Origin of the sequence: Amycolatopsis sp. NBC_01480 (assembly GCF_036227205.1) — a bacterium.
Taxonomy (GTDB): domain Bacteria; phylum Actinomycetota; class Actinomycetes; order Mycobacteriales; family Pseudonocardiaceae; genus Amycolatopsis.
This window is the reverse complement of the sequence record NZ_CP109442.1, coordinates 4,627,029-4,652,911: the sequence shown is the minus strand read 5'-3', so window position 1 is coordinate 4,652,911 and position 25,883 is coordinate 4,627,029. Positions and strand designations below refer to the sequence as shown.

The 25,883-nt window shown below is 70.5% G+C and carries 28 protein-coding genes; 17 read left to right on the top strand and 11 right to left on the bottom strand.

Annotation, left to right across the window (positions count from 1 at the left end; translation table 11 throughout):
* The first annotated feature begins 145 nt into the window (after positions 1 to 145).
* The 7 genes from OG371_RS22375 (at position 146) to OG371_RS22345 (ending at position 7,193) form a co-directional block, all read left to right on the top strand.
* Positions 146 to 2,371, top strand: coding sequence for a terpene synthase family protein (locus OG371_RS22375; protein ID WP_442876132.1), 2,226 nt, complete (start codon positions 146 to 148; stop codon positions 2,369 to 2,371).
* 85 nt (positions 2,372 to 2,456) lie between these two features.
* A complete protein-coding gene (locus OG371_RS22370) occupies positions 2,457 to 3,248 on the top strand; it encodes an MBL fold metallo-hydrolase (protein WP_329072205.1) in 792 nt (263 codons plus the stop codon).
* Positions 3,245 to 3,835 carry a DedA family protein gene (locus OG371_RS22365; RefSeq protein WP_329072203.1) on the top strand — a complete coding sequence of 197 codons (591 nt, stop codon included), beginning with the start codon at positions 3,245 to 3,247 and terminating at the stop codon, positions 3,833 to 3,835. The genes OG371_RS22370 and OG371_RS22365 overlap by 4 nt, the downstream gene beginning before the upstream one ends.
* Entirely contained in the window at positions 3,832 to 5,961 is a 2,130-nt protein-coding gene (locus tag OG371_RS22360) for a phage holin family protein (protein WP_329072201.1), read from the top strand. The genes OG371_RS22365 and OG371_RS22360 overlap by 4 nt, the downstream gene beginning before the upstream one ends.
* The gene (locus OG371_RS22355) at positions 5,958 to 6,194 is read left to right on the top strand and encodes a glutaredoxin family protein (RefSeq protein ID WP_329072199.1); all 237 of its coding nucleotides are present in this window, start codon (positions 5,958 to 5,960) and stop codon (positions 6,192 to 6,194) included. The genes OG371_RS22360 and OG371_RS22355 overlap by 4 nt, the downstream gene beginning before the upstream one ends.
* Positions 6,191 to 6,397 carry a putative acetyltransferase gene (locus OG371_RS22350; RefSeq protein ID WP_329072197.1) on the top strand — a complete coding sequence of 69 codons (207 nt, stop codon included), beginning with the start codon at positions 6,191 to 6,193 and terminating at the stop codon, positions 6,395 to 6,397. Before OG371_RS22355 ends, OG371_RS22350 begins: the two co-directional genes overlap by 4 nt.
* A 37-nt stretch (positions 6,398 to 6,434) precedes the next feature.
* Positions 6,435 to 7,193 (top strand): class I SAM-dependent methyltransferase, encoded by a 759-nt coding sequence (locus OG371_RS22345; protein WP_329072195.1) that lies wholly within the window; start codon positions 6,435 to 6,437, stop codon positions 7,191 to 7,193.
* Here the strand turns inward: OG371_RS22345 and OG371_RS22340 are convergent.
* The gene (locus tag OG371_RS22340; RefSeq protein WP_329072193.1) at positions 7,168 to 7,782 is read right to left on the bottom strand and encodes a TetR/AcrR family transcriptional regulator C-terminal domain-containing protein; all 615 of its coding nucleotides are present in this window, start codon (positions 7,780 to 7,782) and stop codon (positions 7,168 to 7,170) included. The two genes, OG371_RS22345 and OG371_RS22340, sit on opposite strands and share 26 nt — an antisense overlap.
* An 82-nt stretch (positions 7,783 to 7,864) precedes the next feature.
* On the opposite strand from OG371_RS22340, the gene OG371_RS22335 reads away from it, so the two are divergent.
* Both OG371_RS22335 and OG371_RS22330 read left to right on the top strand, forming a co-directional pair.
* Entirely contained in the window at positions 7,865 to 8,791 is a 927-nt protein-coding gene (locus OG371_RS22335; protein ID WP_329072192.1) for a PDR/VanB family oxidoreductase, read from the top strand.
* Positions 8,784 to 9,458: an MSMEG_1061 family FMN-dependent PPOX-type flavoprotein gene (locus OG371_RS22330; RefSeq protein ID WP_329072190.1), complete on the top strand. Its 675-nt coding sequence runs from the start codon at positions 8,784 to 8,786 to the stop codon at positions 9,456 to 9,458. Before OG371_RS22335 ends, OG371_RS22330 begins: the two co-directional genes overlap by 8 nt.
* Before the next feature lie 12 nt (positions 9,459 to 9,470).
* Here OG371_RS22330 and OG371_RS22325 read toward each other — a convergent pair whose 3' ends face one another.
* The 6 genes from OG371_RS22325 to OG371_RS22300 form a co-directional block, all read right to left on the bottom strand.
* Positions 9,471 to 10,256: a TetR/AcrR family transcriptional regulator gene (locus tag OG371_RS22325; protein WP_329072188.1), complete on the bottom strand. Its 786-nt coding sequence runs from the start codon at positions 10,254 to 10,256 to the stop codon at positions 9,471 to 9,473.
* 52 nt (positions 10,257 to 10,308) lie between these two features.
* Entirely contained in the window at positions 10,309 to 10,812 is a 504-nt protein-coding gene (locus tag OG371_RS22320) for a hypothetical protein (protein ID WP_329072186.1), read from the bottom strand.
* A gap of 197 nt (positions 10,813 to 11,009) precedes the next feature.
* Positions 11,010 to 11,204 carry a ferredoxin gene (locus tag OG371_RS22315; protein ID WP_329072184.1) on the bottom strand — a complete coding sequence of 65 codons (195 nt, stop codon included), beginning with the start codon at positions 11,202 to 11,204 and terminating at the stop codon, positions 11,010 to 11,012.
* A 19-nt stretch (positions 11,205 to 11,223) separates the two neighbouring features.
* The gene (locus tag OG371_RS22310) at positions 11,224 to 12,435 is read right to left on the bottom strand and encodes a cytochrome P450 (RefSeq protein WP_329072182.1); all 1,212 of its coding nucleotides are present in this window, start codon (positions 12,433 to 12,435) and stop codon (positions 11,224 to 11,226) included.
* 150 nt (positions 12,436 to 12,585) lie between these two features.
* Positions 12,586 to 13,212, bottom strand: a complete 627-nt coding sequence (locus OG371_RS22305; protein ID WP_329072180.1) for a TetR/AcrR family transcriptional regulator — start codon at positions 13,210 to 13,212, stop codon at positions 12,586 to 12,588.
* 63 nt (positions 13,213 to 13,275) lie between these two features.
* Positions 13,276 to 13,980, bottom strand: a complete 705-nt coding sequence (locus OG371_RS22300) for an SDR family oxidoreductase (protein ID WP_329072178.1) — start codon at positions 13,978 to 13,980, stop codon at positions 13,276 to 13,278.
* A gap of 94 nt (positions 13,981 to 14,074) precedes the next feature.
* Here OG371_RS22300 and OG371_RS22295 point away from each other — a divergent pair, with 94 nt between their 5' ends.
* Both OG371_RS22295 and OG371_RS22290 read left to right on the top strand, forming a co-directional pair.
* The gene (locus OG371_RS22295) at positions 14,075 to 14,566 is read left to right on the top strand and encodes a winged helix-turn-helix transcriptional regulator (protein ID WP_329072176.1); all 492 of its coding nucleotides are present in this window, start codon (positions 14,075 to 14,077) and stop codon (positions 14,564 to 14,566) included.
* Between the two features lie 163 nt (positions 14,567 to 14,729).
* Positions 14,730 to 15,305, top strand: a complete 576-nt coding sequence (locus OG371_RS22290; RefSeq protein ID WP_329072174.1) for a snapalysin family zinc-dependent metalloprotease — start codon at positions 14,730 to 14,732, stop codon at positions 15,303 to 15,305.
* 72 nt (positions 15,306 to 15,377) lie between these two features.
* Here the strand turns inward: OG371_RS22290 and OG371_RS22285 are convergent, their stop codons facing one another.
* The gene (locus tag OG371_RS22285; protein ID WP_329072172.1) at positions 15,378 to 17,429 is read right to left on the bottom strand and encodes a fibronectin type III domain-containing protein; all 2,052 of its coding nucleotides are present in this window, start codon (positions 17,427 to 17,429) and stop codon (positions 15,378 to 15,380) included.
* A 215-nt stretch (positions 17,430 to 17,644) separates the two neighbouring features.
* On the opposite strand from OG371_RS22285, the gene OG371_RS22280 reads away from it, so the two are divergent.
* The 5 genes from OG371_RS22280 to vanX all read left to right on the top strand — a co-directional run bounded on the left by OG371_RS22280 (position 17,645) and on the right by vanX (position 22,335).
* Positions 17,645 to 18,811: an AAA family ATPase gene (locus OG371_RS22280; RefSeq protein ID WP_329072170.1), complete on the top strand. Its 1,167-nt coding sequence runs from the start codon at positions 17,645 to 17,647 to the stop codon at positions 18,809 to 18,811.
* Between the two features lie 25 nt (positions 18,812 to 18,836).
* On the top strand, positions 18,837 to 19,583 hold the full coding sequence (locus OG371_RS22275) for a class I SAM-dependent methyltransferase (protein WP_329072168.1): 747 nt from the start codon (positions 18,837 to 18,839) through the stop codon (positions 19,581 to 19,583).
* A gap of 81 nt (positions 19,584 to 19,664) precedes the next feature.
* Positions 19,665 to 20,675: a D-isomer specific 2-hydroxyacid dehydrogenase family protein gene (locus OG371_RS22270; protein ID WP_329072165.1), complete on the top strand. Its 1,011-nt coding sequence runs from the start codon at positions 19,665 to 19,667 to the stop codon at positions 20,673 to 20,675.
* Positions 20,672 to 21,706, top strand: coding sequence for a D-alanine--(R)-lactate ligase (gene vanA, locus OG371_RS22265; protein WP_329072163.1), 1,035 nt, complete (start codon positions 20,672 to 20,674; stop codon positions 21,704 to 21,706). The genes OG371_RS22270 and vanA overlap by 4 nt, the downstream gene beginning before the upstream one ends.
* Positions 21,703 to 22,335, top strand: a complete 633-nt coding sequence (gene vanX / locus OG371_RS22260; protein ID WP_329072161.1) for a D-Ala-D-Ala dipeptidase VanX — start codon at positions 21,703 to 21,705, stop codon at positions 22,333 to 22,335. Before vanA ends, vanX begins: the two co-directional genes overlap by 4 nt.
* Here vanX and OG371_RS22255 read toward each other — a convergent pair.
* Entirely contained in the window at positions 22,304 to 23,380 is a 1,077-nt protein-coding gene (locus OG371_RS22255; protein WP_442876131.1) for a sensor histidine kinase, read from the bottom strand. The two genes, vanX and OG371_RS22255, sit on opposite strands and share 32 nt — an antisense overlap.
* 10 nt (positions 23,381 to 23,390) lie before the next feature.
* Complete coding sequence (locus OG371_RS22250; protein WP_329072157.1) at positions 23,391 to 24,068, bottom strand: response regulator transcription factor; 678 nt, start codon at positions 24,066 to 24,068, stop codon at positions 23,391 to 23,393.
* An 86-nt stretch (positions 24,069 to 24,154) separates the two neighbouring features.
* On the opposite strand from OG371_RS22250, the gene OG371_RS22245 reads away from it, so the two are divergent.
* Entirely contained in the window at positions 24,155 to 24,640 is a 486-nt protein-coding gene (locus OG371_RS22245; RefSeq protein ID WP_329072155.1) for a M15 family metallopeptidase, read from the top strand.
* A 200-nt stretch (positions 24,641 to 24,840) separates the two neighbouring features.
* Here the strand turns inward: OG371_RS22245 and OG371_RS22240 are convergent, their stop codons facing one another.
* The gene (locus tag OG371_RS22240; protein ID WP_329072153.1) at positions 24,841 to 25,866 is read right to left on the bottom strand and encodes a LacI family DNA-binding transcriptional regulator; all 1,026 of its coding nucleotides are present in this window, start codon (positions 25,864 to 25,866) and stop codon (positions 24,841 to 24,843) included.
* Between the last annotated feature and the right edge of the window lie 17 nt (positions 25,867 to 25,883).

Genomic DNA, 25,883 nt, shown 5'->3' with positions numbered 1-25,883 from the left:
ACCGCGCGGTGACCCGCGCTGGGCTGCCCGGGCGACGGGCCCCGCTCATTCGTGTGGTCGCGCACCGCGGGGCTTCCGGGGCGCGGGCGGGTTTGATTGCCTCACGGGGTCCGGACCCAGCGAAAGGGAAGGCCAGGGAAGCCGCGTGCAGCCGTTTGCTCTGCCCGAGTTCTACATGCCGTATCCGGCCCGGCTGAACCCGAACCTGGGCCGGGCGCGGGCGCACAGCAAGGCCTGGGCGCACACCATGGACATGATCGACGTGCCCCAGCACGGCACGGTGATCTGGGACGAGGGCGACTTCGACTCCCACGACTACGCGCTGCTCTGCGCGTACACCCACCCGGACGCCGGCGCGCCCGAGCTGGACCTGGTCACCGACTGGTACGTCTGGGTCTTCTACTTCGACGACCACTTCCTCGAGCTGTTCAAGCGCACCGGCGACATCGACAGCGCCCGCGCGTACCTGGACCGGGTGGCGCTGTTCATGCCGGTGACCGGCGAGATCACCGCGACCCCGGAAAACCCGGTCGAGCGCGGGCTCGAAGACCTGTGGAACCGCACCGTGCCACTCCGGTCGGCGGGCTGGCGGCGGCGGTTCACCGACAGCACCCGGAATCTGCTCGACGAATCGCTGTGGGAACTGGCGAACATCAACGAGGGCCGTGTTTCCAACCCGGTGGAGTACATCGAGATGCGCCGCAAGGTCGGCGGCGCGCCGTGGTCGGCGAACCTCATCGAGCACTCCCTCCACGCGGAGGTGCCGGACTCGATCGCCGCGAAACGGCCGATGGAGGTGCTGCGCGACTGTTTCGCCGACGCCGTGCACCTGCGCAACGACCTGTTCTCCTACCAGCGCGAGGTGGAGGACGAGGGCGAGCTGTCCAACGGCGTGCTGGTGTTCGAGAAGTTCCTCGGCTGCTCCACGCAAGAGGCCGCGGACGCGGTCAACAACCTGCTCACCTCCCGCCTGCACCAGTTCGAGCACACCGCGCTCACCGAGGTGCCGGGGGTGTTCGAGGAGCACGGCGTGGACCCGGCCGGGCGGGCCGAAACATTCGCCTACGTCAAGGGTTTGCAGGACTGGCAGTCCGGCGGGCACGAGTGGCACCTTCGCTCCAGCCGGTACATGAACGAAGGCGCGCTGGAACGGCGGGACGGACCGGAGCAGTTGGGCGGGCCGGCGGGCCTCGGCACGTCCGCGGCGCGGATCTTCTCCTCGCTCGCGGCCACGGCGCCGCAGCGGATGCGCAGCTTCCAGCACAAGCCGTTCGAACCGGTCGGGCCGATCGACCAGCCGGAGATCACCCTGCCGTTCCCGCTCACCCTGAGCCCGCACCTGGACCAGGCGCGGGAGAACGTCGTCGGCTGGTCGCAGGCCATGGGCATCCTCGACGGCGTGGTGTGGGACGAGCACAAGCTGCGTGCGTTCGACCTCCCGCTGTGCGCCGCGGGCATCCACCCGGACGCGACGCCGGAGCAGCTGGACCTCACCAGCGGCTGGCTGACCTGGGGCACCTACGGCGACGACTACTACCCCGTCGTCTTCGGCACGACCGGCAACGTCGCGGGCGCGAAGGCGATGACCGAGCGGTTCAAGCTGTTCCTGCCGGTTGACGACGAGCCGATGCCGCCGCCGCTGAACGCGCTCGAGACTGCGCTGGCCGACCTCTGGTCCCGCACCACCGCGACCATGGCCCGGGATTTCCGGCAGCAGTTCCGCAAGGCGATCGTGGACATGCTCGAAAGCTGGGTCTGGGAGCTGGCCAACCAGGTCCAGAACCGCATCCCGGACCCGATCGACTACGTCGAGATGCGGCGCAAGACCTTCGGCTCGGAGCTGACCATGAGCCTGTGCCGCATCGGCCACGGCCGCACCGTGCCGCCCGAGATCTACCGCACCCGGACCATCCAGGCCATCGAGCACTCGGCGATGGACTACGCCTGCCTGCTCAACGACGTTTTCTCGTACCGCAAGGAGATCCAGTACGAGGGCGAGCTGCACAACGCGGTGCTGGTGGTCCGGAACTTCCTGGACGTCGGCGAACAGGAGGCCTTCGAGGTCGTCGCCAACCTCATGGCCGCCCGCCTGCAGGAGTTCCAGCACGCGGTCGACGTCGCGCTCCCCACGCTCTTCACCGACTACAACCTCGACGATGCCGCGCGCAAAACTCTGCTCGCGTACACCGGGGAGCTGAAGAACTGGCTCGCCGGCATCCTCAACTGGCACGAGGGCTGTCACCGCTACACCGAGCCGGAGCTCAGCTACCGGCCCGCGGCTCCCGTCACCCCGGCCGCCCACCCGTTCAGCGGGCCGACCGGCCTCGGCACCAGCTCGCTCAAGATCTCGTCGCTCCTGCCCACTCCCTGAAGCCCGGGCCCAGCGGGGGACCCGACAAGGTGCGACCTGCCACTCCGCCGGGCATTTCCGTCCCAACCAGGTGATACTCGGAACCGTGACCGGCCTCAACCTGCACTTCCTCGGCCACGCGACCACGCGGGTCGAACTCGGCGGGCGCGTGGTCCTCACCGATCCCGTGCTCACCTCCCGGGTCGGCCCGCTCACCCGCGTGGCCCCGCTGCCCGACGCGTCCGCGTGGTCCGACGTGGACCTGGTGCTGATCTCGCACCTGCACGGCGATCACCTCCACCTGCCTTCGCTGCGGCTGGTGGGCCGCCGGACGCGGATCGTGGTCCCGCGCGGCGCCGGGCATTGGCTCGCGAAGCGGGGTTTCCCGAACGTCGAAGAGCTGTCGCCCGGCGAGACCCTCACCGACGGCGACCTCCGGGTCACCGCGACGAAGGCCGTCCACTCCGGCCACCGCTGGGGACCGCGGCTCACGCACGGGCCGCAGAGCCCGGCGCTCGGACACCTCCTCGAGGCCGAAGGCGTCCGCGTCTACTCGGCCGGCGACACCGACCTGTTCGACGGCATGGCGGACTTCGCGCCGCTCGACGTGGCGTTGCTGCCGGTCTGGGGCTGGGGCCCGAACCTCGGCCCGGGGCACCTGACACCCGAGCGTGCGGCGGAGGCGGCGAAGCTTCTTCAGGCCGAAGTGATCATCCCGGTGCACTGGGGCACGCTGGCCGTGCCCGGCATCCATCGGACCGCGCGGATGCGCAAGCTGCTCGTGGAGCCGCCGCGCACGTTCGCGGCGGAGGTCTTCAAGGCCGGCCTGCCCACCGAGGTGCTGCTGACCCGGCCCGGCGCCGAGGTCGCGCTCCCGGCTCCCGGGGACAAGGTGTGAACTGGTCCGACCCGTCGGCGATCGGCTACCCGGCGCTGTTCGGCGGGGTCCTGCTGGGCTCGGTGATCCCGATGGTGCCGACCGGCGCGGTGGTCGGCGCCGCCGCCGCGGTCGCCACCACCACCGACCACCTCTCGCTGCCGCTGGTGATCCTGCTCGCCGTGCTCGGCGCGTACCTCGGCGACGTGCTGACGTTCGCGGTCCCCCGGTTCGGCAGCGAGGCGCTGCTGCGCTGGGTCGAACGCCGGCAGCAGGCCGAACGGCTGACCAAGGGCCGTGAGCAGTTCGCCCGCCGCGGCTGGCAGCTCGTGGTCATCGGCCGGCTGGTGCCCGCCGGGCGCATCCCGGTCCTGCTGGCCGCGGGCACGCTGAGCTACCCGTGGCGGAAGTTCCTGCCCGCGGGCCTGATCGCCTGCGTGCTGTGGGCCGTCGCCTACTCGCTGCTCGGCATCATCAGCGGCGGCATCTTCGACTCACCCCTGATCGCCACGTTGCTCGCCACCGTGCTGGTGCTGCTCGTCACCGTCGCCATGACGCTGATCAGCAAGCTGCGCCGCAAGCCGGAGCGAACTGGAGGACACCAGTGACGAATCCCGAACCGGGCAAGGGACGGCTGCTTCAGGGCGGCCGCGTGGTCGCCCGCGTGATCCTGGTCTGGGCCGCGGTCACCGGCGCGCTGCGCCTGCTCGACCTGTGGCTCGACGGGTTCTCGATGCAGTCCTGGTGGCAGCCCACGGTGTGCGCGCTGATCCTCGGCCTGCTGACGTCGGTGGTCTGGCCGCTGGTGGTCCGGATCGCCTGGCCGATCGCGTACTTCACCCTCGGCGTCGGCACTTTCCTGCTGCTGAGCGTGGCGACGCTGGCGATCCTGCAGGCCGTGCCCGGCGTCGAGCTGCACAGCTTCAGCGCGGCGGTGATCGTCACGGTCGCGATGTCGGCCGTCGGCGCGGTGATCTCCAGCCTGCTCGCGGTCGACGAGGACGAGATCTTCTTCCGCCGCGCGGCCCGCCGCCGTCGCCGGCACAACCCGGACGCCGGCCTTGCCGAGCAGCCGCCCGGCGTGATCTTCCTGCAGATCGACGGCCTCGGTTACGACACCGTGCGCCGCGCCGTGCGCGACGGCGACATGCCGACATTCGCCGCCTGGCTGGGCGAGGGCACGCACTCGCTCACCCGCTGGCACACCGACTGGAGTTCGCAGACCGGCGCCAGCGTCTGCGGCATCCTGCACGGCTCGAACCACGACATCCTCGGCTTTCGTTGGTACGAAAAGGATCGCGACCACGTGATGGCGTGCGCGCACCCGACCGACGCGGCCGAGATCGAACGCCGCCACACCAACGGCCGCGGCCTGCTCTCGGGTGACGGCGCGAGCCACGGCAACCTGTTCTCCGGCGACGCCGAGCACGTCAGCCTGACCATGAGCTCGATCCCGGTGCTGGTGCCGCGCACCCTGCGCGGCCGCAAGCGCGACCGGGTCGGCGCCGGCTACCGCGCCTACTTCGCGAACCCGGTGAACGTGCTGCGGACGTTCGGCGTGGCGCTGGTCGACGTCTTCCGCGAGCTGTCCGCGGCGGCCAAGCAGCGCCGCGCCGGCGTGATGCCGCGGATCCCGCGCGGTGGCTTCTACCCGCTCGCGCGGCCGGGCACCACGGTGATCGCGCGTGACGTGGTGGTGTCCGCGATCATCGGCGACATGCTGGCCGGCCGGCCCGTGGTGTACGCCGATTTCCTGGGCTACGACGAGGTCGCGCACCACTCCGGCATCGAGCGCTTCGACACCCTGGAGGTGCTGCGCTCGATCGACCAGCAGTTCGCGCGGCTGCAACGCGCGAGCCGGATCGCGCCGCGGCGCTACCACATCGTCGGGCTTTCGGACCACGGCCAGACCCAGGGCCAGGCCTTTGCGGACCGGTTCGGCGAGACGATGGAGGCGCTGGTCGGACGGCTGTGCGGCGGCAAGCCCGTGGCCGAGCCGGGCAAGCGGCGGCAGGCCGAAAGCTGGCAGGTCAACGCGGCGCTGGCCGAGGCCACCACCACCGGCGGCCTGATCGCGCGCCGGCTGCGCGGCCGCGTCGAGAAGGCCGAAGGCGGCGAAAACCGGCAGCGCACCACCAGCGGCGCCCCCGGCGCGGTCACCCGCGTGGCGCCCGGGGTGGTCGCCGTCGTGTCCGGGCACCTGGCGATGGTGTCGTTCACCGAGCACGAGGGCCGGGTCGAGCTGGAGACCATCGAGCGCGAGTACCCGGACCTGCTGCCCACCCTGGTCGACCACGACGGCGTCGGCTTCATGCTGGTGCACAGCTCGGAGTTCGGGCCCGTGGTGCTGGGCCGCGACGGGCTCAAGCGGCTCGCCACCGGCGTCGTGATCGGCGAGGACCCGCTGGCCGACTACGGCCCGTTCGCCGACGAGCTGGTCCAGCGCGTCGACACCTTCCCGCATTGCGCGGACATCATGATCAACAGCCGGTACGACCCGGAGTCCGACCAGTCCTCGCCGTTCGAGCGGCACGTCGGCTCCCACGGCGCGCTCGGCGGCCCGCAGCAGCGCGGGTTCATCGTGCACCCGCGGGAGTTCCCGGCGCCGGGCGAGCCGGTGGGCGCCGAGGCCGTGCACCACGTGTTCCGCGACTGGCTGACCTTTCTCGGGCATCCGGAACCCGTTGTCGTGAAAGAGAAATCCACTCCCGTCCCCTCGGAGGTCGTGTCATGAAGCCGGTGGTCTACGGCGCGAGCTGGTGCCCGGACGTCAAGCGCAGCCGCGCGCTGCTCGACGCGGAAGGCGTGGAGTACGACTACGTCGACGTCGAGGCGGACGCCGCGGCCGAGGCGCTGGTCCGCGAGCTGCAGGGCGGCCCGCGCCGCATCCCGACCATCGTCTTCGGCGACGGCACCCACCTCGTCGAGCCGAGTGACGACGAGCTGAGCGCGCGCCTTCCCCGATGACGCCGCTGAGGGAACTGCCGCTCGGCACCCGCGTCGTCGTGCGCTATCGCATCGAGGGCGGCTTCACCGACGCCCTCGGCCCGTTGCGCGAGCGCGACGCCGAAACCTGCACCGTGGAGACGAAACGCGGCCTCGTGGTCGTCCCGCTGGACGCCGTCGTCGCCGCGAAGCCGGTGCCGCCGCAACCGGTGCGGCGCCGCTGAGTTGCCACCATCCGGCTCCCGCTGTGACGATCAGGCCATGACACGCACGTTCGAAGAGCTGGTGGCCGAGGCCGAGGCCGTTTCGGTGGCGGGCTGGGACTTCTCCTGGCTCGACGGGCGGGCGACCGAGCAGCGGCCGTCGTGGGGCTACCAAGGGCTTATCGGCGAACGGCTCGCGCACGTCGAGTCCGCTTTGGACATTCAGACCGGCGGCGGCGAGGTGCTGGCCGGGGTGCCGGTGCTGCCGCCACTGACCGTCGCGACCGAATCGTGGCCGCCGAACCTCGCCAAGGCCGCCGCGCTGCTGGAGCCGCGGGGCGGGGTGGTCGTCGCGGACACCGACGAGCCGCCGCTGCCGTTCCGGGCCGGCACGTTCGAGCTGGTGATCAGCCGCCATCCGGTGACGGCGTGGTGGGACGAGATCGCACGGGTCCTGCGCCCGGGCGGGACCTACCTGTCCCAGCAGGTCGGCCCGGCCAGTGTGTTCGAGCTGGTCGAGTACTTCCTCGGGCCGCAGCCGCCCGAGGTGCGCCGGGGCCGTCATCCCGAAGACGCCCGGGCGGCCGCCGAACGCGCCGGGCTCGAGGTCGTCGACCTGCGGCCCGAACAGCTGCGCACCGAATTCTTCGACATCGGCGCGGTGATCTACTTCCTGCGCAAGGTGATCTGGATGGTGCCGGGCTTCACCGTCGAGGCTTACCGGCCCCGGCTGCGCGAGCTGCACGAGCAGCTGCGCGAAGGCCCGTTCACCGCCACCACCACCCGATTCCTCATCGAGGCGCGGAAGCGGACGTGAGGATCAGGTCGAGGCCGAAGGTGAACCGGTCGTCGAACCGGTCGTTGGCCTCGCTCAGCTGCACCCGCCGGAGGTGCGGGTACGGCTCCAGCGTCGCCGGCGATTCCAGGTGCAGCTTCGGCGACTCCGCGCTGCCCTGCTCCTCCACGACCAGCCCGATCGCGAAGTAGACGATCGTCCAGCAGGTCCAGTCGGCCTGACGGTCGTCGAGGCCGAGGCCGGTCAACGCGCCGATGAGCGCGTCCGCCGTGCCGAGGGTGCCCGGCCCGCTGGTGAACGTGCCCGCGACGACCCGTCCGCCGTCGCGGTGGGCCAGCAATGCCGCGCGGTAACGGTGAGCCAGCTCGACCACGCGCTCGCGCGGGTCCTCGGGCAGGCCGTCGAGGCCGATGCTGTCCAGGATCGTGTCGGCCATCAGCTCGCGCAGCCGCGCCTTCGTTTTCACGTGCCACAGCACGGTGTTCATCCGCACGCCCAGCTTGCCCGCGACCGCGCGCAGGCTGGTGGCCTCCAGCCCGGACTCTTCGAGCACGTCGAGCGCCACCCGCACGATGTCGGCCCGGCGGTCCGGAGCTGCGGAAGTCGTCACCCCGCCGATCGTAGGTGGTCGGAGCCACCTTGCCAGCACCTTGGTCAGTGACCTAGATTGGTCATTGACCAAGGAGGGGCGTATGGAACTCCCGGTGATCGTCCGGCAGCTGCGCTGGGAAGCCGCCGGCGTCGTGTCCGTCGAGCTGGTCCGCGAGGACGGCGGGGCGCTGCCCGAGTGGCAGCCCGGCGCGCACGTCGAGCTAGTGCTGCCGACCGGCATCAGCCGGCAGTACTCGCTGTGCGGCTCGCCGGACGACCGGTCGAGCTACCGCATCGGCGTGCGGCGCGACCCGCGCAGCCGCGGCGGTTCGGAGTACGTGCACGCGTTCCTAAGGCCCGGCCAGAAGGTGCAGATCCGGGGCCCGCGCGACAACTTCGGCTTCACCCGCGCCGGGGAGTACCTGTTCATCGCGGGCGGCATCGGGATCACGCCGATCCTGCCGATGGCGCGCCGGGCCGCCGAGTGGGGCGTGCCGTGGCAGCTGGCGTACGGCGGGCACACGGCGGACTCGATGGCCTTCTGCGCGGAGCTGGAATCATTGGGGCCCTTCGGTTTCCACGCGTCGGACCGGACCGGGCGGCTGCCGTTGGCGGAGCTGCTGGAGGAGCCGCGCGGCGAGGTCTACGTGTGCGGTCCGGAGCCACTGCTCGAAGCCGTCGAGAAGGGGATGGCGCACTGGCCGGCCGGCTCGCCGCACCTGGAGCGGTTCAAGCCGCGGCCCCGTCCGCCCCGGCCCGACACCCCGGTCGAGGTCGTGTGCGCGCGGTCCGCGCGGACCGTGCAGGTGCCCGCCGACCGCAGCATCCTGCGCGCACTGGAGGACGCCGGGCTGCCGGTCGAGGGCTCGTGCCGCGAAGGCGTCTGCGGGACCTGCCGGACGAAGGTGCTCGAAGGCGTGCCCGACCACCGCGACGACATCCTGTCCGAAGACGAGCAGGCCCGCGGCGACGTGCTGTTCCCGTGTGTTTCCCGCGCGCTGACCCCGAAGCTGGTGCTTGATGTCTGACGTCCCCGCCCACACCGCCGCCGACGACTACCCGGGCATCGGCCACGCCCGGCTGCGCGAGATCATCGGCGAGCCGATGCGGTTCATCGCCGAGAAGAAAGAACCGGTGCTGGGCGAGTTCCTGGTGCGGTTCATCGCGCACAGCACGTTCTTCTGCCTCGCCACCACCGACGCGGAGTCCAATTTGGACATCAGCCCGAAGGGCGACCCGCCGGGCTCGGTGAAGGTGCTGGACCCGTGGACGCTCGCCCTGCCCGAGAGGCCGGGCAACCGGCTGGCCGACTCGTTCGAGAACATCCTGCGCAACCCGTCCGTCGCGCTGCTGTTCTTCGTGCCGGGCATGCGGGAAACCCTGCGGGTCAACGGCCGCGCCACGGTTTCCGACGACCCCGCTTTGCTGCGCCAGCTGAGCGCGGGCGGCAAACCGGCGCTGCTGGCCACCGTCGTGCGCGTCGAGGAGGCCTTCACCCAGTGCGGCAAGGCCCTGATCCGCGCCCACCTCTGGGAGGGTGACGACCGCGGCCTCACCGAAGCCCTCACCCTCGGCGGCGGCTTCTACAACCTGATGATCGCCCAGGAGGCCGCCAAGATGGCCGACGCGCTCGGCGGCTCGGTCGGCTCCATCCGGGAGATCGCCGAGGCGGACTATCGAGCCAACCTGGTCTGACCGGCGACGGGCTCAGACCTCGCGGGCGATGGCCGTCTCGATGCCGTCCAGCAGGAGTTCCACACCGGCGTCCAGGCTGCGCCAGGCCTCGCGTTCCAGGTAGGACCCGGTGCCCGACGGCGGCGGGGTCTGGCCCTCGCCGAGGCGCGCGACCAGCGGGTACCGCTCGGCGAAGTCCGGGACCAGCTCGCCCAGCAACGCCGAGCGCGAGTACCACCAGTCCTCTTCCGACAGTCCGGTCTCGCGCGCGGCCTGGCGGGATTCGGCGGCGGGCTGGACCGAACCGCGCACGACGTTCAGCAGCGCGCCGACGATCCAGCGCACCCGGGCGGGCGGCAGCCCCGTCGCCAGCAGCACCCGCAGCACGAGCTGCTGCATCCGGAACTCCCCCGGCCCCAGCACCGGCCGCGCGTACGACACCTGCAGCAGCCACGAGTGCCGGAGGTGGAACTCCCCCAGCTCCCGCGCCAGCTCGAGCACCGCGGGCCGCCAGCCGGACGAGAGGTCGTGGTCCTCGCGCAGCTCGCCGAGCACGTGGTCGTACATCAGGTCGATCAGCTCGCTCTTGCCGGGCACGTACGTGTACAGCGCCATCGCGGTGCGCCCCAGCCGATCGCCGACCGCGCGCATGGACAGCGCGGCCATGCCGTCGGCGTCGGCGATCTCGATGGCGGCGGACACGATGAGGGCGACGCTCAGGCCCGGCTTCGGCCCGGGGGCCGTCTTGGCCGCGACCCCCGTGCGCCACAACAGCTCCATCGAACGACGAGCGTCACCCTGACCGGCGAACACGACCACGGACGGCTCCTCACCCCTCGAACGACTCCTTACACGATAAGGGGCCCCGCGTTCAGAGACCCAGCGTGGCGGCCGTCAGCACGTACTTGCCCTGCAGCAGCTCGCCGCGCATCTCCGGGGTGACGGACCGGGTGACGCTGGTGAAGGTGGCCGGGGCCGCGGTCTGCAGAGCGGTGACGAAGCTGCTCACACTGGGATCGACGACGAGGCTGACGGTCGGCGTCTGGGTGGCCGCGAAGTGGTTGACCGCGCCGACGTAACCGAAGATCGAGCCGACGACGGCCGCCGACGCCGCCCCGTCGGCCGGGCAGGTGGCGCCGGGAGCGGCCGGCAGCGAGAAGGTGGCCTTCTGGAACGCCCGCGATGCCGGGGCGGCGGTCGCGTTCGGGTTGCTGCCCATCCCGTCGACGATGGTGTCCACATCGGAACGAAGCTGCTCGGCCACCTCGCCGACGGCGGCACAGCGGGCCGGCGAAGGCGGCATCGGCGCGATGGACGCGGAAGCCGTCCCGGCGGCACCGGCCAGCAGCGCCGGCCCGAGGAAAAGCACTGTCACACAACGGCGAAACGACACGGCGGGAGTTCCCTTCCCCGGCAACAGGACGAGTCACCCTAGCCAGCGCGGGCCCGGCCACGACATTCCCCGGACGAGCGTCACCCCACCGGGAGAATCCGGGGCCCGAGGTCACGGACCGGCACCAACCACAATGGACGGACGGCCGCCGTGGCCGCCCGCCCACCGGGAACCGTTGCTCAGTCGGCCAGCTCGATGGCCAGCGCCGGGCAGATCTGGGCCGCCTCGCGGACCTGCGCGTGCAGCTCCTCGGGCGGGTTCTCCTGCAGCAGCACGACGATGCCGTCCTCTTCGCGCTGGTCGAACACCTCCGGCGCGGCCAGGACGCACTGCCCCGCCCCGACGCACCGGTCCTGGTCGATGACCACCTTCATGACTTTCCTCCCGAACCGATCACCAGGTCACGGGGAGCTCGTGCACCCCGTAGACGACCATGTCGTGCTTGAACTTCAGGTCTTCGACCGGCGCGGCGAGCTTCAGCGTCGGAATGCGGCGGTACAGCGTGCTGTACACGACTTGCAGCTCGACCCGGGCCAGCGGCTGGCCCAGGCACTGGTGCACGCCGTAGCCGAACGCCACGTGGTGGCGGGCCTTACGGGTGACGTCGAGCTTGTCCGGGTCCGGGAACGCGCCGGCGTCGCGGTTCGCGATGTCCGAGGCGCCGATCAGGCCCTCGCCCTTGCGGACCGTCTGGCCGCCGATCTCCATGTCCTCCAGCGCCACGCGCCGCCGTCCGGTGTGGACGATGGTGAGGTAGCGCAGCAGCTCCTCCACGGCGTTGGCGATCAGCGCGGTGTCGCCGTCGCGGACCAGGTCCAGCTGGTCCGGGTGCTCCAGCAGCGCCGTGGTGCCGAGCGTGATCATGTTGGCCGTGGTCTCGTGCCCCGCGACCAGGAGCAGCTGCCCCATCGCCGCGACGTCCTCGACGGTCATCGCGCCGGTCGCCACCTGCTCGGTCGCGAGCTTGCTCAGCACGTCGTCACCCGGGTCGGTCAGCTTCTTCTTGACCAGCCCGCCGAGGTACGCGAGCAGTTCCTCCAGCGCGGCCACCGATTCCGCCGGCGTCGCGTCGCGGGAGACCAGGATCTTGCTGATCCGGTGGAAGAGCGCGCGGTCCTCGTACGGCACGCCGAGCAGCTCGCAGATCACCAGCGACGGCACCGGCAATGCGAAGGCCTGCACCAGGTCGACGGGCTTCGGGCCGGCCAGCATGTCGTCGATCAGGTCGTCGACGATCTTCTGGATGCGCGGCCGCAGCCGCTCCACCTTCTTCACCATGAAGTCGCCGGTCAGCAGCCGGCGCTGGGCGCCGTGCTCCGGCTCGTCCATGGTGATGAACGACTTGGCGCGCTTGCGGCGGGCCCGGATGCCGGCCGTCTGGGGCGGGTAGCCGGGCAGCTCCGTGTCGGCGCTGACCCGCGCGTCGGCGAGCATCGCCCGGACGTCTTCGTAGCGGGTGAACAGCCACGGCTCACTGCCGTCCCAGATCTTCACCCGGGACACCGGTTCGTCGTGCAACCGGCGGTCGAGCTCCGGCGGCGGGTCGAATGGGCTGCGCCCTCGCGCCATCGGGAACTCGGGCGCGTCGGACAGGGCCTCCGACATTCATGCCTCCTACACAGAGTCACCAAACGATTGTTCGGACACTTACTGAACACATGTTAGGCAATCTGGTGGAGAGTTCGCCACCCTCGCGACCTAGATCACCATTACGGCCGAGAGCAGGTGGGGTGAAACCGGAGAAAACGCCCTGGCTCAGGCGAAAACGAGCGAGACGAGCTCGTCGACGAACGGCAGCACGGTGTCCGCCGTCGCGCGCCGCGGGGAGTTGTGGAACAGCGCGACGCGGCCGTGCGCGCCGACGAACGCGATCACGCCGGCGCGGTCGGCCGGCACCCGCAGCGGGTGCCCGGCGGCGTCGCAGCGCGCGAACCCGGCCGACAGCAGGTCGACGACACCCGGCAGCGAGGCCGTCGGCCGCGCCTCGATCGAAGACCGGGTGGCACCGACGGCCGTCATCAGCCGGTAGTGACCGGGGTTGTCCATGGCGAACTGGCAGTAGGCGTGGACCAGCGCGCGGACCCGGCCGACGACGTCGTCCGGGTCTTCGCTCGCTTCGGCGGCCTCCATTTCGGCGCGCAGCCGGGAGAACTCGTAGTCCAGCAACCCTTCGACGAGCGCGGACCGGTCGGTGAAGTGCTGGTAGATGCTCGCGGGCGCGATGCCGACAGCGCGCGCGACACCGCGGATGGTCAGGCCGTCTTCACCGCCGAGCTCGGACAGCAGGCGACTGGCCGCGTCGAGGATTTCCCCGCGCAGCCGGTCGCCCTCGCCCCACCGGTTGCGCGTGCGCGGGGCGCTGACCTCGACCTCTTCCGACACGCCCCCATTCTTACCGCTTACCCGGCGCGGCCGCGGGCCAGGCCCGCCGGGTGCGGCCAACCGTTACGACACCAGCTGCGGGTACTGTCCGGCGATGCCGCCCGACAGACCGGCGCGCACGCGTCGGCTCACTTCGTCCGCGACGACCTCGAACTCACCCTTCTCGACCCCGTCCAATGCCTGGGCGGCGACCTCGGCCGGATCGGCCTTCGGACCGTCGACGTGGGCGGCCATGTCGGTGTCCATGTAACCGACGTGCAGCGCCGTGACCTGCGTGCCCTGGCCCTTGAGCTCGATGCGCAGGCCGTTGGTGAGCTGGAGCCCCGCGGCCTTCGCGGCGGAGTACGCGGCCACGGGCGGCGCGGTGAACCACGAGAGCACCGACAGCACGTTCAGGATCGCGCCGCCGCCGTTGCGCTCGAGCACCGGCGCGAACTCGCGCGCCATCACCAGGGTGCCGAAGTAGTGGGTGTCCATCTCGAGGCGGGCGTCCTCGACCGAGCCGCCGAGGAACGACGCGCCGGTGGACGAGCCCGCGTTGTTGACCAGCAGCGTGACGTCGCCGGCCAGCTCGGCCGCGGCGCGCACCGACGCGGGGTCGGTGATGTCGAGCTTGATCGGCACCACGCCCGGCAGGTCGATGGACTCCGGATTACGCGCGGCGGCGTACACCTTCGCGGCGCCCCGTTCCAGCAGCTGCGCGGCGAAGCGGCGGCCCAGCCCGCGGTTCGCCCCGGTGACCAAAGCGACCGATCCCTTGATCTGCATGATGAACTCCTCTGACTTTTTGATAGCAAGCTAGCCAGCGCCGACGGTACGACGTAAGCTTGCTTTAAGCAAGTCAGCAGGCGAAGGAGATCCGATGGGCCGTCGAAGCGACTGGACGGGCACGCCCTGTCCCACCGCCCGCGGCGCCGACGTGCTCGGCGAGCCGTGGACGCTGCTGCTCCTGCGCGACGCCCACGCGGGCATCACGCGATTCGAGCAGTTCCGCGAGCACCTGGGCATCGCGGACAACGTGCTTTCGGCACGGCTGGCCCGAATGGTCGAAACCGGCCTGTTCACCCGCGTGCCGTACCGCGACGGCGGCCGGACCCGCGCCGAGTACCGGCTCACCCCAGCGGGCGCCGACACCCTGCCGATCCTGCACGCGATCGCGGCCTGGGGCGACGCACACACGTCATCGCCCGCCGCCTCGGAGCCGATGCGGCTGGTGCACACGCCGTGCGGGCATTCAACGCGCCCCGGCCAGGCCTGCGACCACTGCGGTGCCGCGCTCGAACGCGCCGACCTGCGCCTGGTCGAGACCTGGGTGCACCACTTCGACCGGCCACTGGCCGAGCCGGTCGGCTGACTCATGCACGAGTGAGCATGTCAACCCGGGGAAGGTGTTGGTAAATCACCAGTTACCGGACGGAACGAAAGTCGGGTCACAAAGGGGAAGAAACTGCCTAGATTTGGCCCAGCGCGCGCAAATCAGGCAAATCTCCCTCCCCTTTCCCCTGAGGAGCTTTCCGATGTCGAGGAAGTTTCTGCTGTCCGGCGCGATCGCACTGGCCGTCGCCGCCGCCCCGCTGATCTCCGGCACGGCCACCGCCGCGCCGGGCACGGGCCAGCAGGCCGCCGCGGTCACCACGGTGTACTACAGCACCTCCGGTGCCCCGACCTTCCGCGCCGCCATCAACGCGGGCGCGGCCAACTGGAACAACTCCGTGACGAACGTGAAGCTGGTCGAACGGTCCTCGGGCGCGTCGCTGCGCTACACCGAGGGCAACGACCCGCGGGGCTCGTACGCCCAGACGGACGGCCACGGCAGCGGCACCATCTTCATCGACTACACCCAGGCGCAGCAGTACAACAACACCCGCATCACCGCGCACGAGACCGGCCACGTGCTCGGGCTGCCCGACCACTACTCGGGCCCGTGCTCGGAGCTGATGTCGGGCGGCGGCCCCGGCCCGTCGTGCACCAACGCGCTGCCGAACTCGCAGGAGCGCTCCCGCGTGAACTCCCTGTGGGCCAACGGTTTGCGCGTCAACTCGGCAGCGCCGCAGCAGCGCATCTACGAGGAGCTGCCGGTTCTGGCCCACTGAGGTGAACCAAGGCTCTGAAGGCCACCATGAGGGCATCGGAGTCCCTCATGGTGGCCTTCAGGGCATCCCGCGCTACACGGTGATCTGGTCGACGTCGAACGAGCTCTCGCTGGGGTTGCCGAAGATGACCTGGTTGTTCCCGGCCATCAGGTACACCGGCACCGTGATGGTCCGGGCGGTGCTCCAGTCGCTGTCGTTCGTGCCCGGCACCGGCAGCTTGAACGAGCTGCCATTGACCGTGACCACGGCCGTGCGGCTGGTGTCGCCGTCGACGTAGCCCAGCCGGACCAGGTAGGTGCCTTCCTTGTCCGCCTTGATGTTGTTCAACGTCAGCAGTCCGCTGCCGCCGACGTTGCCGACCTTCTTGCCGCCCGAACACGTGCAGTCGGAGACGCTCGCGCCGCCGCCGGGGCTGCCTGCCTCGGCCTCGTAGACCACCGGCCCGCTCGCACTCGGTGTCACGTACGACACCGCGGTGCTCGGCGCCGAGCTGCGGCCGAACCGGTCACGCGCCACCACCGTGAAGCCGTACGACGTCGAGGGCTTGAGGCCGCTCACCGTCGTGCTCGTGCCAGTGGCCGAGGCGACCTTCCGGCCACCGGAGAACACGTCGTAACCGGTGGCTTTGCTCCCCGAACCGTCCCAGGCCAGCGAGATGCCGGACGGCGTCGAAGCGGTGCCGTGGACGACGGCCGGCGCCGGGATCTGCGTCGGGTTCAGCGGCGCGAGACGCAGCAGCTTCGAGCCGTGCACCGGCAGGGTGGCGCTGAAGGAACCGTTCTGCAGCCCCAATTCCTGGTGGCTCCACAGGTCACGCGCCTTGGCCGGGCCGGTGAGGCCGAAGTCGCCGAAGTCCGCGGTCACCTTCGCCGGCGCCGAACCGAGGTTGAACAGCGCCACGGTGTAACTGCCGTCGGCGTTGCGGGTGTACCAGACCTGCTGGTCGCCCGTCTGGCTCACCGGCTTGGCCGGCACCCCGGCCTGGTCGACGGCGATGACCTCGTCGTTGGTGAGCAGCTTGACGCCGTAGTCGTCGAGCTGGGTCAGGTCGTCACCGAGGTACAGCGGCGCGGATTCGATGGCCCACAACGTCATGTAGCTCTGCCGCTCGGCCTCGGTGATGCCGTCCATTTTGCCGCTGCCGACGTCGAGGGAGTCGAGGTTGTTCCAGTTGCCCGGGCCGGCGTCGGGGATGTACTGGACGACGTCGTTCCAGCGGCCCTTCACCGAATTGTTCCAGGTGACCAGGGTGTCGCAGTAGCACTCGACGTCGGTGTCGATGCGCCAGCCGTCGGCGTTCGGCTTCCACACGTCCATCCGCTCGTGGCTCAGCGACCAGGACAGGATGAACTCGATCGGCCGCCCGGTCTTCTTCAGCGCCGCGGACCACGCCCGCACGTCGGCGGTGTTGTCGTACTGCGGGCCGCCGCGGAACGAGCCGGGGCCGACGCCGTCCAGCTTCAGGAAGTCCACGCCCCAGCTCGCGAGCTGGTCCGCCTCGGACTGGATGTACGCCTGGGCGCACGGGGTGGCGAAGTCGATCTGGTACGACTGGTTGTCCCAGCCGCTGGTCTGGCGCAGATCGGGGTAGACCAGGTCGCGGGTGTGGCAGTCGGTGGTGCCGAAAATCGGGGAATTGCCGCCGTTGTAGGCCTTCATGTCGAGGCCGACCGCGAGGTAGGAGCCGAGTTTCAGGCCCTTCCCGTGCACGTAGTCGGCGATGTACTTCATGCCGTGGGGGAACTTCGCGGCGTCGACGACCGGGCGGGCGTACTGGTCGAAGGAGCCGAGCCAGCCCGCGTCGAGGTTCACGTGGTCGTAGCCGTGCTGCTTGAACTTCGAGGCCAGGATGTCGGCCTGCTGCACCACGTTCTTCTCGGTCAGCCAGGCTTCCCCGGACGGGATGACGCCCGGGTTCTTCGTCGATTCGAGGCTCCAGCTGCTCCAGCCCATGTACGGCTTCTGGGCCAGTTGAGCCGGCTGGGCCGCTGGGGCCGGGGCGGGGTCCGCCGAGGCGGCCGGGACCTGGCTCGCCGACAGCATCACCGGCAGCAGCAGCGCCGCGGCGGCGAGGACGCCGGGCGTCCGCCTCCTGGCTCTGCCCGATGTTGGCCTGATCACCATGGCCGCTCCTTTGCGCCTCGGACTACGTCGTGCACAAAGATCCGATGAATGAGCCGCCGAGTCCACCGGCCGTGAACACGGGCAGAATTATTTCCCGCGACCGACGGTGAGATGCCCAGGTGAAGGCGCATGGACCGGCGTCGAAGGTAGTCACGATCGTTATCGGCCTGGCGACGAATCCGATCTTGTCGGTGGGTCCCGCTAGCGTCGGACGGGTGTTGACCACGCTGGCCGTCGAGAACTACCGATCGCTGCGGAACCTGGTGCTGCCGCTGTCCCGGCTCACCGTGGTGACCGGGGCGAACGGGAGCGGGAAATCGAGCCTGTACCGCGCATTGCGGCTGCTGGCCGATGCCGCGCGAAACGGGGCGGTCGCCGCGCTCGCGCGGGAAGGCGGGCTGCCCTCGACGCTGTGGGCCGGGCCCGAGTCGGTGGGCCGAGCCGTGCGCGAAGGCCGCGCGCCGGTGCAGGGCACGCGCCGGACGAAGCCGCTCGCGCTGCGCCTCGGCTTCTCCGGCGACGAGTTCGGGTACGCGCTGGACCTGGGCATGCCGGCGCCGTTGGGCAGCCTGTTCGACCTCGACCCGGAGTTCAAGCGCGAGTGCCTGTGGAGCGGTCCGGTATTGCGTCCGGCGACGCTGCTCGCCGACCGGGCCGGCCCGGTGGTCCGCACCCGCGACGAGACGGGCGCATGGTCCGGCGAGAGCCACCGGATCGGGCTGACCGACAGCATGCTGAGCGAGTTCGCCGATCCGCGGGCCGCGCCGGAGCTGTTGCTGCTGCGCGAGCGGATCCGTTCGTGGCGCTTCTACGACCAGTTCCGCACCGACCCGGGCGCGCCCGCGCGGCGGTCGCGCATCGGCACCCGAACCCCCGTGCTGCACCACGACGGCGCCGACCTCGCGGCCACGCTGCAGACGATCCTCGAAGTCGGCGACCGAGCCGGCCTGGCCACCGCCGTCGACGACGCCTTCCCCCGCTCGAAGCTGGTGGTCGACTCCGTCGGCGGACGGCTGGAGCTGGGCTTCCACCAGCACGGCCTGCTGCGTCCGCTGAGCGCGCCCGAGCTGTCCGACGGCACCCTGCGCTACCTGCTGTGGGTGGCCGCCCTGCTCAGCCCGCGCCCGCCGGAACTGCTGGTGCTGAACGAAACCGAGACCAGCCTGCACCCGGACCTGCTGCCCGCGCTCGCGGCCCTGATCACCCGCGCCGCGAAGACCACGCAGCTGGTGGTCATCTCCCACGCTCGCCCGCTGGTCCACGCCCTGGAGACGATCGCCCCGGACGTCACCACGCTGGAGCTGGCCAAGGAGTTCGGCGCCACCGTCCTCGAAGGACAGGGCCGGCTGGACCAACCGTCCTGGCATTGGCCGAAACGGTGAGTCCCGGCGTGCCAGGATCGGCTGGGTGACTCCGATTCCCGAGAACGACGCCCTTGCTGACCAGGTCCCCTCGAACGACTACAACAGCTTCGCCGAGGCGTACTCCGCGGAGAACGAGACCAACCTCCAGAACGCCCACTACGAGCGGCCCGCGATCCTGGACCTCGCCGGGGACGTGACCGGCCGGCGAATCCTCGACGCCGGCTGCGGCTCGGGCCCCCTGTTCGCGGCGCTGCGTGATCGCGGTGCCGTCGTGACCGGCGTCGACGCCAGCGCCGGAATGCTGGAACTGGCCCGCCGTCGGCTCGGCACCGACACGGACCTGCGGGTCGCCGATCTGGCCGACCCGCTGCCCTTCCCCGATGGCGCGTTCGATGACGTCGTCGCGTCACTGGTGTTGCACTACCTCGAGGATTGGGGCCCGACCCTCACCGAACTGCGACGCGTGCTGAGGCCGGGCGGGCGGCTCATCGCCTCGGTCGACCATCCCTTCGCCATCCACCTCATGCATGGCCTGGCGGCCGGCCGGACCAACTATTTCGAGACCTACCACTGGTCCGAAGAGTGGACCATGGGCGGGCAGACCGCGCGGATGAGCTTCTGGAACCGGCCGCTGCACGCGATGACCGACGCCTTCACCGCGGCCGGCTTCCGCATCGCCGTCCTCAGCGAACCGCAGCCCTCGGCTGACGCCCGCGAGTTGTTCCCCGAGGAATACCGGCCGCTCACCACGGCGCCGAGCTTCCTGTTCTTCGTCCTGCAGAACGGCTGACCGCCGCAGCGCAGCACATATCGCGGGCGTATCGGAAAGTCGATACGGGCCGGCAACGTGGGCATACGTTGACTGGCGGGCATGAGGTACAGCGAAGCGGTGCGAGCAGGGGCGCCCGCCGCGGCGGTGCCGTCGACCGGGGTCACGGTGTACGGCTGCGAGCCGGACGAGGCCGCGTTGTTCCGGGAAGTGGCGGCGCGCTGGGGCCTGCGGCTGGTGATCACCGCGGAAACGCTGGGGGAAGCGAACGCCGGCCTGGCCGCCGGGAACCGATGCGTCAGCGTCGGGCACAAAACGCGGGTCACGAATTCCGCGCTGCTCGCGCTCAGCCGGGCCGGCGTTCGGTACGTCTCGACGCGGAGTGTCGGTTACGACCACATCGACGGGGACTACGCGCGCAGCGTCGGCATTTCCGTCGAAGGCGTCGCGTATTCGCCGGACAGCGTCGCCGATTACACCGTGATGCTGATGTTGATGTCGGTGCGAAACACCAAAACCACCCTCAGCCGCGCCGAGGCGCACGACTACCGGCTGCCCGCGGCCCGGGGGAAAGAACTGCGCGACCTGACCGTCGGGGTGATCGGCACGGGCCGGATCGGCGCGGCGGTGATCGACCGGCTGCGGGGATTCGGGTGTGCCGTGCTGGCCTACGACCGGCGTCCACGGAGTTCGGCCGACTACCTGCCCCTCGACGACCTGCTGCAACTGAGCGACATCGTCACCCTGCACACGCCGCTCGACGAGGGCACCCACCACCTGCTGGACCGGTCGCGGATCGCGCGGCTGAAGGACGGCGCGGTGGTCGTCAACACCGGGCGGGGCGCGTTGATCGACACCGGGGCCCTGCTCGCCGCGCTGGAAAGCGGCCGGCTGGGCGGCGCGGCGCTGGACGTCCTCGAAGGCGAGGAAGGTGTCTTCTACGCCGATTGCCGCGGCAAGCTCAGCGAGAGTGAAACATTGCCGCGATTGCAGCGAATGCCCAACGTGCTGATCAGCCCGCACACCGCCTATTACACGGACCACGCGCTGAGCGACATCGTCGAAAACAGCCTGATCAATTGCCTGAAATTCGAAAGCGGGGACACGGCGTGAACAAGGTGAAGGTCGGAATCATTTTCGGGGGCACGTCCGAAGAGCACCCGGTGTCGGTCAAGTCCGCGCAAGAGGTGGCCCGGAACCTCGACACCGAAAAGTACGAGCCGTTCTGGATCGGGATCACCCAAGGCGGCGCCTGGCGGCTGTGCGACGGCCCCGGCGAAGGCTGGGAAACGGGCGAGCACCGTCCTGTCACCCTGTCACCGGACCGGAGCACGCCCGGGCTGCACGTGCTGGCGGACGGGCGCCGTGAGGTGATCAGCCTGGATGTCGTGCTGCCGGTTCTGCATGGCCGGCACGGGGAAGACGGTGCGATGCAAGGGTTGCTGGAGCTGTCCGGCATCCCGTACGTCGGCTGCGACGTGCCCAGTTCCGCGCTCTGCATCGACAAATCCCTGGCTTACACCGTCGTCGCGAGCGCGGGGGTCGCGACGCCGGTCTGCCGGGTGGTGACGGACGAGACCCTGGACGCCGACCTGGACTATCCCGTGTTCGTGAAGCCGGCCCGCTCGGGTTCGTCCTTCGGCGTCAGCAAGGTGTCCGGCCCGGAAGAGCTGGCGAGTGCGGTCGAGGCCGCGCGGAAGTACGACTCGAAGGTGCTGGTCGAAAACGCGGTCGTCGGCAGTGAGGTCGGGTGCGCGGTGCTGGGGAACGACCTGGACCTGATCGTCGGCGAGGTGGACCAGATCACGCTGTCCCACGGGTTCTTCCGGATCCACCAGGAAGTCGACCCGGAAAGCGGCTCCGAGAACTCGACGGTGACCGTGCCCGCCGACCTCCCGGCGGCCACGCGCGAGCTGGTGCAGGACACGGCGAAGGCGATCTACCGCGCGCTCGGCTGCCGCGGCCTGGCCCGGGTGGACATGTTCCTGAAGGAGGACGGCACCGTGCTTCTCAACGAGGTCAACACTTTTCCCGGCCTGACCCGCTACAGCCGTTACCCGAGGATGATGGCGGCCGCGGGGCTGTCGTTCGCCGACGTGCTCGACCGGGCCGTTTCGCTGGCGTTGACGGGAAAAGTCCAGTGAACAAGGGATTCCGCTTCGTCGACGAGGTGGTGCCCGGAATTCGCTGGGACGCCAAGTACGCCACCTGGGACAACTTCACCGGCAAGCCCGTGGACGGGTACCTGGTCAACCGCATCCTCGGCACGACGGCTTTGTGCGCGGCCCTGGAGAACGCGCACGAGAAGGCCGCCTCGCTCGGCTTCGGCTTGGTCCTGTGGGACGGCTACCGGCCGCAGCGCGCCGTCGACCGATTCGTGCGCTGGTCGAAGGAGCGCGACGACGGCCGGACGAAGCCGCGGCACTACCCGAACATCGAGCGGGCCGACATGTTCGAGCTGGGTTACGTGGCGGTCAAGTCGGGCCACAGCCGGGGCAGCACAGTCGACCTGACGCTTTATCACCTGGCGTCCGGCGAACTCGTGGCCATGGGCGGCGACCACGACCTGATGGACTCGATCTCCCACCATGGCGCACCGGGCATCGGGGCGGCCGAAACCGGGAACCGGCACCACCTGCGCTCCATCATGGAGTCCTGCGGTTTTGCCGCCTACGAAAACGAGTGGTGGCACTACACGCTCGAGGACGAGCCGTACCCGGACACCTACTTCGACTTCCCGATCACCGTGGCCGGGCGGGCAGCTGCACCGTGACGCGCAGGCCGCCCCCGGCCACCGGGGTGAGGCCGAAGATCCCGTCGTGGGCGCGGGTGATGCTGCGGGCGATGGCCAGGCCGAGCCCGACGCCCGCGTGATCACCGCGGACGCGGCCGGTCCCGCGCCGGAAGGGTTCGGTGAGGGTCCACACCAGCTCGGGGCTGAGCTGGTCGCCGGTGTTCTCGACGGTCAGCAGGACGAACCCGGAGCGCGCGGCGGTTTCGATCCGCACGCTGCCGTGCTCGGGGAGGTTGTGGACGATGGCGTTGTGCACGAGGTTCGTCGTCAGCTGGAGCAGCAGCGCGGGTGAGCCTTCGGTGAGCGCGAGGTCGCCGGAAGTCTCGACGGTCACGCCGTGCTTCTCCGCGAACGGAAGGAGCGTCTCGACAGCCTCTTCCGCGACGAGCGACAGGTCGACCGGCTCCCGGGTGAAGGATCGCTGGTCGCTGCGGCTGAGCAGCAGCAACGCTTCGGTCAGCTCGATCGCCCGGGCGTTGACGGTGTGCAGGCGTTCGACCAGCTCACCGGAGTCGTGGCCGGGATCGTTGCGGGCGACGTCGAGCATGGCCTGCGAGATCGCCAGCGGGGTGCGCAGCTCGTGCGAGGCGTTGGCCGCGAACCGCCGCTGCTCGACGACGTGCGTTTCGAGGCGTTCGAGCATCGCGTCGAAGGCGTCGGCGAGTTCGCGGAACTCGTCGTGCCGGCCGGGCAGCCGGATCCGGTGGGACAGCGAGCCGTTCGCGGCCAGGCGGGCGGCGTCGGCGATGCGGGTCAGCGGGGTGAGCATGCGCCCGGCCAGGATCCAGCCGCCGACCAGGCCGAAGACCAGCAGGAAGACCAACACGAACGCGGCCGCTTGCGCGAAGACGGCCGGGCCGAAGTTGCGCGGGTCGAAGGCGCGCAGCATGTTGCCGAGGTTGGGCACGAACACGCTGGCCGGGAAGACCCGCAGCAGGAACACCCACACGGCGGTGAGCAGCGCGGCGCCGGCGATCATCAGGAATCCGGCGTAGCTGAGGGTGAGTTTGAGGCGCACGCTCAAACCGGAAGGCCTATCCACGGTCTTCGCCTCCGATGTCGATGCGGTAGCCGACGCCGGGCACCGTCGCGATGAGCCAGGGTTCGCCGAGCCGTTTGCGCAGCGCCGAAACGGTGATGCGCACGGCGTTGGTGAACGGGTCCGCGTTCTCGTCCCACGCCCGTTCCAGCAGCTCCTCGGCGCTGACGACCCCGCCTTCGTCCGCGACGAGGACTTCGAGCACCGCGAACTGCTTGCGGGTGAGCGCGACGTAACGGCCGTCGCGGTAGACCTCGCGGCGGAACGGGTCCAGCCGCAGCCCGGCGATCTCCCGCACGGGCGGCCGGCTGTGGCCGCGCCTGCGGTCGAGCGCTCTGAGCCGCAGCACGAGTTCCCGGAGTTCGAACGGCTTGGTCAGGTAGTCGTCGGCGCCCAGCTCGAAGCCCGACGCCTTGTCGTCGAGCCGGTCGGCAGCGGTGAGCATGATGATCGGCAGGCCGCTGCCGGACGCGACGATGCCCCGCGCGATCTCGTCACCGGACGGCCCGGGGATGTCGCGATCGAGGACGGCGATGTCGTAGGCGTTGACGCTCAGCAGCTCCTGCGCGGTGTGCCCGTCCCCGGCGACGTCGGCGGCGATCGCCTCCAGCCGCAACCCGTCGCGGATGGCGTCTGCCAGGTAGGGCTCGTCCTCGACCACCAGCACACGCATGCTCCGATGCTACGAGGCGACGTATATCGGCGGCATATCCAAAAGCGGCTACGCGCCGGCAACACCGCGCCGCCTTCACTGGAGCCATGCCCGACCTCCAACCAGCACGAACCCGTCCGCCGCGCTCCCACGGCGCCGTCCCCACCCCCGTGACGCCCTTCGACGACAGTGCCGCGGCCGTGGCCAACCTCGACCCCGCGCTGCTCACGGCCCTGCGCCGCGCCGCCACAGCCGCCGCGGCCGACGGCGTCAACCTCCTCGTCAACGGCGGCTGGCGTTCCCCGGAATACCAGGAATGGCTGTTCACCGAGGCGATCTCGACGTACGGCTCCGAGGCCGAAGCCACCCGCTGGGTCGCGACTCCGGACACCTCGGCCCACGTGTCCGGCCACGCCGTCGACGTCGGTCCCCCGGCCGCCAGCGCCTGGCTCTCCGAACACGGCGCGGCGTACGGCCTGTGCCAGATCTACCGCAACGAACCGTGGCACTACGAGCTGCGCCCGGAAGCGATCGACCACGGCTGCCCGCCGATGTACGCGGATCCGACCGAGGACCCGAGGATGCGGCGCTGACCAGCCGTCAGCGCGAACCGGCAGTACGCCGGAACTCGCTGGGATCCCGCTGCGCGGCCCACCCGGCCGGTGGCCCGCCGCCAGGTTCACGGCGCCCCAATGTGGCGTTCGGTGCGTGGAATCGAGGCCGGGCGCAGAGCGCCTCCGTTGAGGGTGGTGGTGGGGCAGGGCCGGAGCAACCAACGCCACATTGGGGCGCTTCAAGCGAAGCTGGTCCCGGCTTGGACGCCCACCGTGCTTTCCCTGATCTGCAAGGAAAACGGCGGCTGGATCTCGCGCGGGTCGCCGTCCGCGCCGGTGGTCAGCCGGCCGTGGATCAGCTCGATGGCCGCCTCCGCGATGGCAGCCTTGTCCGGCGCGATCGTGGTCAGCGAGGGCAGGCTGAACGCGCTCTCCTCGGTGTTGTCGAACCCGACGATCGCGATGTCCCCCGGCACGCTCAGCCCGCGCTCGGCCGCCGCGCGCAGGGCGCCGACGGCCAGCAGGTCGTTGAAGCAGAACACCGCGTCCGGCGGCTCCTTCAGCGCCAGCAGGTTCTTCATCGCCGCGGCGCCGACCGCGCGGTGGTACTTCTCCGCCGGGGCGAGCAGGGAGTCCACAACGGACAGTCCGGCGTCGGCCAGTGCCGCCCGGTAGCCCTCCAGCCGCAGCGAGGCGGTGCCTCGGGCCGGGTTGACGCCGATCGCGGCGATCCGCCGCCGGCCGAGCGAAAGCAGGTGCGAGACGGCGGTGCGCGCGGCGACCACGTTGTCGATCGCCACCCGGTCGAGCGGCACGTCCACCGCGTGCTCGCCCAGCATCACCATCGGGATCCCGTTGGCCAGGTCCGGGAAGTCACCCGCCTCCAGCGCCTCCGGGTGCACCAGCGCGCCGTCCACCAGATGCGGGCCCAGTGAGTCCAAAGTGGCCCGTTCCCGCGCGCGCGTGCCCTGCGTCTGCTCGATCAGCACGCTCCAGCCGCGCCGCTGCGCCGCGGTGATCACCAGCCCGGCCAGCTCGCCGAAGTACGGGATGCTCAGCTCCGGCACCATCAGCGCGAGGAAGCCGGTGCGCCCGCGCCGCAGGTTGCGCGCGCCGACGTTGGGCCGGTAGCCCGTGACGGCCAGCGCCTCCTCGACGCGACGCCGATTGTCGGGCTTCACGAACGCGTACCCGTTCACTACGTTGGACACGGTCTTCACCGACACTCCCGCGAGTGTGGCGACGTCCTTGAGCGTCACGGCCAACGCCGACTCCCCTCTGC

Excerpts from the sequence above, each read along its gene's own strand:
- OG371_RS22345 (WP_329072195.1), top strand. The coding sequence starts at position 6,435 with ATGACACGCACGTTCGAAGAGCTGGTGGCCGAGGCCGAGGCCGTTTCG.
- OG371_RS22315 (WP_329072184.1), bottom strand. The coding sequence starts at position 11,204 with ATGAAGGTGGTCATCGACCAGGACCGGTGCGTCGGGGCGGGGCAGTGC.
- OG371_RS22270 (WP_329072165.1), top strand. The coding sequence starts at position 19,665 with ATGAGGTACAGCGAAGCGGTGCGAGCAGGGGCGCCCGCCGCGGCGGTG.
- OG371_RS22245 (WP_329072155.1), top strand. The coding sequence starts at position 24,155 with ATGCCCGACCTCCAACCAGCACGAACCCGTCCGCCGCGCTCCCACGGC.
- OG371_RS22250 (WP_329072157.1), bottom strand. The coding sequence starts at position 24,068 with ATGCGTGTGCTGGTGGTCGAGGACGAGCCCTACCTGGCAGACGCCATC.
- OG371_RS22295 (WP_329072176.1), top strand. The coding sequence starts at position 14,075 with ATGGGCCGTCGAAGCGACTGGACGGGCACGCCCTGTCCCACCGCCCGC.
- OG371_RS22285 (WP_329072172.1), bottom strand. The coding sequence starts at position 17,429 with ATGGTGATCAGGCCAACATCGGGCAGAGCCAGGAGGCGGACGCCCGGC.
- OG371_RS22335 (WP_329072192.1), top strand. The coding sequence starts at position 7,865 with ATGGAACTCCCGGTGATCGTCCGGCAGCTGCGCTGGGAAGCCGCCGGC.
- OG371_RS22330 (WP_329072190.1), top strand. The coding sequence starts at position 8,784 with ATGTCTGACGTCCCCGCCCACACCGCCGCCGACGACTACCCGGGCATC.
- OG371_RS22310 (WP_329072182.1), bottom strand. The coding sequence starts at position 12,435 with ATGTCGGAGGCCCTGTCCGACGCGCCCGAGTTCCCGATGGCGCGAGGG.
- OG371_RS22355 (WP_329072199.1), top strand. The coding sequence starts at position 5,958 with ATGAAGCCGGTGGTCTACGGCGCGAGCTGGTGCCCGGACGTCAAGCGC.
- OG371_RS22290 (WP_329072174.1), top strand. The coding sequence starts at position 14,730 with ATGTCGAGGAAGTTTCTGCTGTCCGGCGCGATCGCACTGGCCGTCGCC.
- OG371_RS22300 (WP_329072178.1), bottom strand. The coding sequence starts at position 13,980 with ATGCAGATCAAGGGATCGGTCGCTTTGGTCACCGGGGCGAACCGCGGG.
- OG371_RS22350 (WP_329072197.1), top strand. The coding sequence starts at position 6,191 with ATGACGCCGCTGAGGGAACTGCCGCTCGGCACCCGCGTCGTCGTGCGC.